Annotated in this window: 9 protein-coding genes, 1 tRNA gene and 1 other annotated feature (1 of these 11 only partly in view); of the genes, 1 reads left to right on the top strand and 9 read right to left on the bottom strand. The window is 56.0% G+C overall.

Annotated elements, in window-relative coordinates; all coding sequences use genetic code 11:
* Positions 1–437: a sequence feature (16S ribosomal RNA rRNA prediction is too short), on the bottom strand; it reaches 141 nt to the left of the window's first position.
* A 516-nt stretch (positions 438–953) separates the two neighbouring features.
* A tRNA-Gln gene (locus MITSMUL_RS11365) sits at positions 954–1,029 on the bottom strand.
* Between the two features lie 199 nt (positions 1,030–1,228).
* On the opposite strand from MITSMUL_RS11365, the gene MITSMUL_RS11360 reads away from it, so the two are divergent.
* Positions 1,229–1,591 (top strand): PTS glucitol/sorbitol transporter subunit IIA, encoded by a 363-nt coding sequence (locus MITSMUL_RS11360; protein ID WP_005842857.1) that lies wholly within the window; start codon positions 1,229–1,231, stop codon positions 1,589–1,591.
* A gap of 71 nt (positions 1,592–1,662) precedes the next feature.
* Here the strand turns inward: MITSMUL_RS11360 and MITSMUL_RS11355 are convergent, their stop codons facing one another.
* From MITSMUL_RS11355 to MITSMUL_RS11320, 8 genes are all read right to left on the bottom strand, one after another.
* Positions 1,663–2,700, bottom strand: coding sequence for a LacI family DNA-binding transcriptional regulator (locus MITSMUL_RS11355; RefSeq protein WP_005842855.1), 1,038 nt, complete (start codon positions 2,698–2,700; stop codon positions 1,663–1,665).
* Positions 2,701–2,737: 37 nt separating this feature from the next.
* Positions 2,738–3,412: a uracil-DNA glycosylase gene (locus tag MITSMUL_RS11350; RefSeq protein WP_005842853.1), complete on the bottom strand. Its 675-nt coding sequence runs from the start codon at positions 3,410–3,412 to the stop codon at positions 2,738–2,740.
* A complete protein-coding gene (gene folK / locus MITSMUL_RS11345) occupies positions 3,393–4,421 on the bottom strand; it encodes a 2-amino-4-hydroxy-6-hydroxymethyldihydropteridine diphosphokinase (protein ID WP_005842851.1) in 1,029 nt (342 codons plus the stop codon). Before folK ends, MITSMUL_RS11350 begins: the two co-directional genes overlap by 20 nt.
* On the bottom strand, positions 4,418–4,780 hold the full coding sequence (gene folB / locus MITSMUL_RS11340; protein WP_005842850.1) for a dihydroneopterin aldolase: 363 nt from the start codon (positions 4,778–4,780) through the stop codon (positions 4,418–4,420). Before folB ends, folK begins: the two co-directional genes overlap by 4 nt.
* Positions 4,781–4,800: 20 nt before the next feature.
* Positions 4,801–5,652, bottom strand: coding sequence for a dihydropteroate synthase (gene folP, locus MITSMUL_RS11335; RefSeq protein WP_005842848.1), 852 nt, complete (start codon positions 5,650–5,652; stop codon positions 4,801–4,803).
* A complete protein-coding gene (folE, locus tag MITSMUL_RS11330; RefSeq protein WP_040636425.1) occupies positions 5,621–6,220 on the bottom strand; it encodes a GTP cyclohydrolase I in 600 nt (199 codons plus the stop codon). The genes folP and folE overlap by 32 nt, the downstream gene beginning before the upstream one ends.
* Positions 6,221–6,361: 141 nt before the next feature.
* The gene (locus MITSMUL_RS11325; RefSeq protein WP_005842845.1) at positions 6,362–6,547 is read right to left on the bottom strand and encodes a ferredoxin; all 186 of its coding nucleotides are present in this window, start codon (positions 6,545–6,547) and stop codon (positions 6,362–6,364) included.
* A gap of 203 nt (positions 6,548–6,750) precedes the next feature.
* Positions 6,751–8,139: an aspartate ammonia-lyase gene (locus tag MITSMUL_RS11320; RefSeq protein WP_005842843.1), complete on the bottom strand. Its 1,389-nt coding sequence runs from the start codon at positions 8,137–8,139 to the stop codon at positions 6,751–6,753.
* Between the last annotated feature and the right edge of the window lie 277 nt (positions 8,140–8,416).

Here is an 8,416-nt window from a genome sequence, read left to right as displayed (position 1 = left end):
CGAGTCGAAACCCTTCTTCACTCACGCGGCGTTGCTCCGTCAGGCTTGCGCCCATTGCGGAAGATTCCCCACTGCTGCCTCCCGTAGGAGTCTGGACCGTGTCTCAGTTCCAATGTGGCCGTTCATCCTCTCAGACCGGCTACTGATCGTCGCCTTGGTAAGCCATTACCCCACCAACTAGCTAATCAGACGCAGACCCATCGTAAAGCGATAGCTTACAAGTAGAGGCCATCTTTAGTGGAGTTCCCATGCGGAAGTTCCACAACATTCGGTATTAGCAGTCCTTTCGGACTGTTGTCCCCATCTTTACGGCAGGTTGTCTACGCGTTACTCACCCGTTTGCCACTCGACTTTCAAAAGCAAGCTTTCAATCGTCTCGTTCGACTTGCATGTGTTAAGCACGCCGCCAGCGTTCGTCCTGAGCCAGGATCAAACTCTCCATAAAATTTATGAAGAACCTTGATTGGCTCTAAATATCTTTTTTGGCCTGAACCTTGATAAATCAAAGCTCAGTAAAGAAATTGCCGATTGCTTATGTTCATAATCAATCGATGTTTTTAAAAACATCTGGCTTGAATCACAAATGATTCATGTTGCATTGTTTAGTTTTCAAAGAACAACTTTTTGTCTTTCGAAGCTTGCCTTCGTTTGAAATGCTTTGCTTCAAGCGACTCATTTATTGTACCGCATCTCTTTTAGACTGTCAAGAACTTTTTTATTTTTCTTTTTTGTCTGAAAGGCGGCCGTCCTGCATGACCTGTAAGTGTTTCCATTCAAGGAACGTTGTCTCACATTTCGTGCTGGCCGGTATCTCGCGGCGACTTGTATTATATTACAGGAGTTGCGCCCATTTGTCAACAGCCATCTTGAACTTTTTTCGAGATTTTTCAACTGCTCAAGGTGCTGTCCCTGGATACGAAAAAAGCATCGCTTGCGCGATGCCCATCTCCATATGGCAGGGGTAGCTGGACTCGAACCAACGCATGCGGGATTCAGAGACCCGTGCCTTACCAACTTGGCGATACCCCTGTGTCTTCAGCGAATCGCTGTCAACGAAAGTTATTATATCGCATCTAGAGTGTTTTAGCAAGTACTTTTTTTCCTTTTTTTGAAAATCTGGTACAAAAAACGCCTTTCGCCCTTCACATGCGTTCGGTTATGCTATAATATAATTGGTATCAACTTGTGACGTTTATACTATGATGTGTTTATATAAGGAGGCAAAAACATGGAAATCAAGTACGATGTTTCAATCACGGCTATCGGCAATCTCGCACGCACGTTCCTCGAGAACAACAATAGCGCGATCCTGCTCGATGAGGGCATCCGCCCGAATCTCTCAGATATGGTCATCGAGCATACGCCGGGCAAGCTCGAGGAGGACATCAAGAAGGGCGACAAGCTGCTGATGGGCGGCGTGAAGTACACGGTCGAGAAAGTCGGCGATGCTGCCAACGACAACATCCGTGACGAAGGCCACTGCACGATTGTCTTCAACGCAACGGGCTCGATGCCGGGACAGATCATCGTCAAGGGACCGGCCCAGCCGACGCTCTCGGTTGGTGCTCATATCACCTTTACTAAGAAATAAGGATAAGTCGGTCGCGATTCTCGCAGCGAAGTAAAAAGGACTCTGCCATAGCAGGGTCCTTTTTTATTGCCTCAGGTCAGCTCAAGATACGATGCTGGCGCCTTTGTCTCATATTTCGCCGTGAGGTTGCGCACGCTCTCACGCTCGACAAAGAACAGCGGCAGGGTCATGTTCTCCTCCACCTCGCGGTGTGCTAAAAGGTCGAGCAGATACTGCGCCGCTTTCATGCCCAGGAACTCATAATCAAACGCCACCGTCGTCAGGGCGGGATAGACGACCGCGCCGACATCATAGCCGCCAAAGCCGACGACGGAGATCTGCTCCGGCACCCGGATGCCGCGCTCGTGAAGGTAGCGAAGCACGCCGAGGCTGATGTTGTCCGTCGCCCCCACCACGACGGTAGGTGCCAGCTCCAGGATGGCCGCGCCCTTGTTGTAGGCGGACAGGAAATCAAAGCCTGTCTCGATGAAGTCCACATGCGCCTCGGGGCGCTCCTCACAAAAGGCTTCGATAAAGCCCTGCTTGCGCTCGATGCCGACAGCTTTGTCGGTTGGCGTGACACCGGCGAATACGGCATGGCGATGCCCCATCTGCCGCAGATACGCACCGACCATGCGCCCCGCAGCCCAATCATCGATCTTGATGCTCGGCACCGCCTCGTTCCACTGGCCCGTGTAGACGATCGGCACCGGCGTGCTCTTAGCAATCTCGATGTGCCGGTCCGTGAGTCCGACCGAATCCACCAGGATGCCGTCGACGCCCTGCTGCTGCAGGTTCTGTATGTTCTCGAGCTCTTTCTCGATGGAAAGATGGCTGACGAGCAGGATGCCCTGGTAGCCAGCCGGGTCGAAGATGCGATTGATGCCCGACAGCAGCTTGCCAACCGTCACGGAGTCCATGCGTGGCAGGACGATGCCGACGAGCTTGCTCTCCTGCGTCTTGAGCCGCTTGGCGAAGAAGTTCGACTTGAACCCCGTTTTCTCGATGGCCTCGCGCACCCGCTTCTGCTTCTCCAGGCTGATGTAGCCGTGATTGAGGTAGCGCGAGACCGTGCTCTTTGAGACTCCGGCCAGTTCCGCGACATCCTTGATCGTTACCTTTGCTCCCACAATATTCCCTCCAAAACAGGAGCTTCGCTCCTGCAAATCAAATGTCCGGCAGTTGCCAGTCAATCGGCTCCTGTCCGGTACGTCTCAAAAAGTCATTGACCCTAGAAAACGGTCGGCTGCCGAAGAAGCCGCGCGAGGCCGACAGCGGACTCGGATGCGGCGATTCGACGATGTAGTGATGCGGATTCGTGATCATCGCCTTCTTGCGTCGAGCCGGGCTCCCCCATAAAATAAATGCCATCGGCTTCTCGCGCTCATTGAGTAGTTCGATGATGCGGTCCGTAAAGATTTCCCAGCCCTGACCGTGATGCGAATTCGCCTGATGCTCGCGGACGGTCAGCACCGTGTTGAGCAGCAGCACGCCCTGATCCGCCCAAGGCTTGAGGCAGCCGTTGTTCGGCACCTTGCAGCCGAGGTCCGTTTCCAGTTCCTTGAAGATGTTGAGCAAGGATGGCGGCGGCTGCACGCCGGGCAGTACGGAGAACGAGAGGCCATGCGCCTGTCCCGGGCCATGATACGGGTCCTGTCCGAGGATGACCACCTTCGTGTCTGCATAGCTCGTATAGTGAAGGGCGTTGAAGATCGAGTACATGTCCGGATACACGTGGTGCGTCCGGTACTCCCCGATCAGGAACTGCCTGAGCTTGCGATAATACGGTTTCTTGAGCTCCGGATTGAGGAGCTCCGCCCAATCATTGTGAAAGATTTCCATCGCCTAACAACTTCTTTCTATAGTCCAGCATCCTGCCGGCTGCTTCATATCGCTCAAATACCAAGCCTTCCCGGTCGTCTGTATCCACCAGCGAGAAATCATCGAGTGGGGGGAAGAAACAGTCGGCCGGATACACCGCCTTAAGGCGCGTGAGACAGACTTCATGCGCATAGGGCAGCAGTGCGCGATAGAGCTCTTCCCCACCAATGCACCAGAGTTTCCGCTGCGGCTTCTCTGCGCGCAGGCGTCCGAGCGCCCGCCAGAGGTCTGGCAGGCTGTGGCAGATGAGGAAGCCCTCCGCTCCCTCGAGCTGACGCGACAGCACGATGTTCTGCCGATTGACAAGTGGCCTCTTCCCTGGCAGGGACTCCATCGTCCTGCGCCCCATGATGACCACATGCCCCTCCGTCAGGGCGCGGAAATGCTTCATGTCCTCGGGCAGATGCACGAGCAGCTCACCGCGATACCCAATGCCGCGGCCTTCGTCGATGCAGGCAATCATACTGAGCGGCCAGGGGTCGGAAAGCTCGGCGGCCGGTGAGACCTCTTGGTCTTCTACCGATCGGCACCACTCCCGCACGGGCCTTCCCTCTATGACGAGCTCCGATGCGATGTCCGCCAGCGGCCGCAGGACGAAGGCGCGCTGCGTCAGGTAGGGATGCGGCAGTACGAGCTCCGGGTTCACGAGTGACACGCCCGCGATGTACAGCAGGTCAATATCGATTGTGCGCGCCCCCCAGTGCTCGTGGCGCACGCGTCCGAGTGCCCGCTCAATGCGCTGACATCCATGCAGCAACTGCTGCGGCGTCAGCGTCGTTTTGACGGCTGCCGCGGCATTGAGGAAAGCTGGCTGATCGAGTTTTCCCCACGGAGCCGTCTCATAAAAAGGCGAGACCGCGGTGAGGCGCGTCTCTGGCAGCTGCGAGAGCTGGCGCAATGCCTCGCGCAAGGTCTCTCCGCGCTCGCCGAGATTGGCTCCGAGGCTCAGATAACACGTATAGCGCTTCATGCGCGCTCCCTCGTGATGGCGACCGCGACATCGCGGAAGTCGCCCGGAATCGGTGCAGACGGCTTGTGGACCGTCACATCGACGCATTGCACGCGAGGGTATTCCCGCAGCACCATCGAGGCGATGCGCTCTGCCACCGCCTCGATGAGCCGGCAGGGCTCTCCCTCGACGACGCTGCGGATCTTCGTGAAGACATCGGCATAATTGACCGTCTGCCCGAGGTCATCCTGCTCGCCAGCCGCTCGCAGGTCGAGCTGCATCGTCAGGTCGACGAAGAACTTCTGCCCCTGCTGACGCTCCTCCGACAGGCAGCCGTGGTAGCCGTAAAACTCCATATGGTCTAATACGATACGGTCCATATTCTCGCTCCTCGCTCCACTCAATCTGCCTGCAGGATGGCATCCGTCATGCGGCACATGCGCGCAATCGGCTTGACATCGTGGATGCGCACGATGCCCGCACCCTTCATGATGCCGACGACACACGTCGCCCCCGTCGCCTCCATGCGCTCGTCAACCGGCAGCCCTAACGCGGCACCGATGAAACTCTTGCGGCTCGTGCCGAGCAGCAGCGGGTACTCCACCCCGTCGATCGTCAGGAGTTCCTGCTGGCGGCGCAGGACCGTCAGGTTGCCTTCTGGCGTCTTGCCGAAGCCGATACCCGGGTCGAGAATCAGGTTGTTGCGCGGTACACCGGCATGGTCGGCAATCGCGATCGTGCGGCGGAAGAAGTCCTTCATCGTCTCGATGATGTCGCGCTCGTACGCTTTTCCTTCCTGATTGTGCATGACGACAATCGGCAGGCCCGACTCCGCCGCGACCTCGGCCATCTTGCCCGGCTCTTCCTTGTACTGCAAACCCCAGATGTCGTTGAGCATATGGCAGCCCGCCTTCGCGGCCTCGCGCGCCGTCTCTGCCTTGAACGTATCGACCGAGACCGGCACAGGACACTCCTTGAGCACCGCTTCGAGGAACGGCATCAGTCGCTCGATCTCCTGCTGCGCTGGCATGGTCTTGAAGCCCGGGCGGCTCGACTCTGCGCCGATGTCGATGATGTCCGCGCCATCCTTCACCATCTCTTCCATGTGGCGCAGGGCCTTGTCATGCGTATTCCACTTGCCGCCATCAGAGAAGGAATCCGGTGTCACATTGAGCACACCCATGACGAGCGTGCGCTTGCCGAGTTCCAGTTCCTTGCCGTCATGAAATACGTATTTCCGTATTGCTGTCATCTTTCTTTCCTCCCAGTACCATCCAAGCCTGCTCGCAGAGCGCCGCGTCCTCGCGGAATGCGCCGAGGCGTTCTGAGGTGACCGTCTGCGTCCCCCTGGCCATGCCCTCGCGCATCGTCATGCAGAGCTGCTCCGCCTCCACGACGACGAGCACGCCGTCCGCGCCCAGTCCTTCTGCAATGGCCGCTGCGAGCTGCGCCGTCATGCGCTCCTGCAGCTGTGGGCGATGCGCATAGCACTCAACCAGCTTGACGAATTTGCTGAACCCCGCGACCTCACCGTCGTGCGGCAGATACGCGAGGCTGACTTCGCCGAAGAACGGCAGCAGATGATGCTCGCAGACCGAATAGAAGGGGATGTGGCGCACGGCTACGATGCCCTTCGTCTCCGACGGGAAGCGCTCGCCCCAGATTCCGTTGGAGTCCTTACCGAGGCCGTCGAATAGGTCCGCATAGAGACCTGCCACGCGTTCCGGCGTCCGCTCCATGCCGCATTGCTCCAAATCCAGGCCCAGTGCCTCCAAAAAGGCCCGCATGGCCTGCACGGCCTTTTCATTTCGTTCCCGCATATCATCTGCCCTCTCGATTCCTGACCATTCATCATTATTTTTTATTATAAGGCCATTGTTCCAGATTTTCCACACAAAAAATCCACACAAAAAAACAACCGCCACGAGGCGGCTGTTCTTGATTGTGTAGTTTTATGGAATTTACTTGACCTCGATTGCTCCTACCGGGCAATTTTCGGCAGCTTCCTTTGCGTCATCGACTTTGTCTGCCGGGATCTCCTGATAGCCCTCTGCAAGGCCATCCTCGCCGATGCGGAACGCATCCGGTGCCGTATCCACGCACATGCCACAGCCGATGCAGGCCGATTTGTCAACATATCCCTTCATGAAGACTCCTCCTTATAATACACAGTACAGATAAATGGAACATCTTCATCATAACACAGCCGCGGCTATGGTGTTGTAACAATTCTTACCTTACGAAAAAGGGCCCCTGCTTCAGCCTTGCAGGAGCCCTTCAATCTAGGGGGGAAACTTCGATCTATCGGGATAATCCAGATCTTCTATTGGAATAGGAAGTCAAGCGCAGCTTATTCGGCAATGCCCGGCGTCGTCATCTGGCGCGGGGAGAGGATGTGCTCCATCTTCTCGCGGGAAAGGAGGCCCTTCTCCATGATGACCTGACGGATCGGCTTGCCCGTGTTGTAAGCTTCCTTAGCGAGCATTGCGGAGTTCTCATAGCCGATATGCGGCAGCAGAGCCGTGACAACGCCGACGCTGTTGTCGAGCCACTTCTGGCACTGCTCGCGGTTCGGCTCGAGGCCAATGAGGAGCTTGTCGACAAACGTGTTGACCGCGTTCGTCATGTACTTCATCGAATTGAACATGTTGAAGGCCATGACCGGCTCCATGACATTGAGCTCGAACTGGCCATTCTCGACGCCCATCGAGACGGCGAGATCGTTGCCGATGACCTGGTAGCAAGCCTGGTCGAGGACTTCTGCGATGACCGGATTGACTTTGCCCGGCATGATGGAGGAACCCGGCTGACGTTTCGGCAGCTTGAGCTCGTTGAGGCCGCAGCGCGGACCGGAAGCCATGAGGCGGAAGTCGTTAGCCATCTTGATGAGGACGAGAGCCGTCGTCTTCATAGCGCTCGAGACATCGGAGAAGCCATCCGTGTTGTTCGTCGCGTCAATCATGTTGTCAGCCGTGACGTACTTCTCACCCGTGACCTCACTGAGCGTCTCAGCAACTTTCTTGATGTAAGCCGGCTCTGCGTTGAGACCCGTGCCGACAGCCGTGCCGCCCATGTTCATGACATGGATCTCATCGATAGCATGGTCGATGCGACGGATGCCGCGGCGTACAGCCGATGCGTACATGCCCATCTCCTGGCCAAGCGTGATAGGAACAGCATCCTGCAGGTGCGTGCGGCCCATCTTGAGGACATCCTTGTACTCCTCGGACTTCTTCTCGAGCTCCGTAGCGAGGCGGTCGAGAGCAGCCGTGAGTTTCTTTGCCTTGTGGCTCAGGCAGACCTTGATGCTCGTCGGGAACGAGTCATTCGTGGACTGTGCCATGTTGGCGTGGTTGTTCGGGGAGATGATGTCGTAACGGCCTTTCGGCTGACCGATGATCTCGAGTGCACGGTTGCAGAGGACCTCGTTCATGTTCATGTTGATGGACGTACCAGCACCGCCCTGGATCGGATCAACCGGGAACTGGTCGAGGAGCTTGCCGTCGATGATCTCATCAGCAGCTTCGATCAGTGCTTCGCCGATCTTCTTGTCGAGACGGCCCGTAGCCATGTTGGCCATGGCAGCTGCCTTCTTGACACGAGCGATGCTCTGAACGAAATCCGGGTCAATCGTCTGGCCCGTGATGTGGAAGTTATCGATGGCACGCATCGTCTGAACACCGTAGTAAACCTCATCCGGTACTTCGAGCTCACCAATGAAATCATGTTCTTTTCTCATGTTTGCCACGTTCCTTTCTTTTCTCCGCCCGATTTCTCAGGCGAAGCCTGAAATGAAATCATCTCGCGTTGTACACGTTATTTTTATTGGGTGCAGCGGTTCTGTTTTTTCTTCCCCGCTCAACTGACTGTATTGTATCATGTATACAGAATACAATCAAGTACATTTTAGCAAAAATGTTTTTCTCTGTATACACTGTAACAGATAATCTAGAGAAAGCACCCAGATGGATGCTTTCTCCAAAGACCATCTTATTCAGAACACTAGATTACTTGAA

This window comes from Mitsuokella multacida DSM 20544 (assembly GCF_000155955.1).
Taxonomy (GTDB): domain Bacteria; phylum Bacillota; class Negativicutes; order Selenomonadales; family Selenomonadaceae; genus Mitsuokella; species Mitsuokella multacida.
This window is presented reverse-complemented; position numbering and strand designations above follow the sequence as displayed.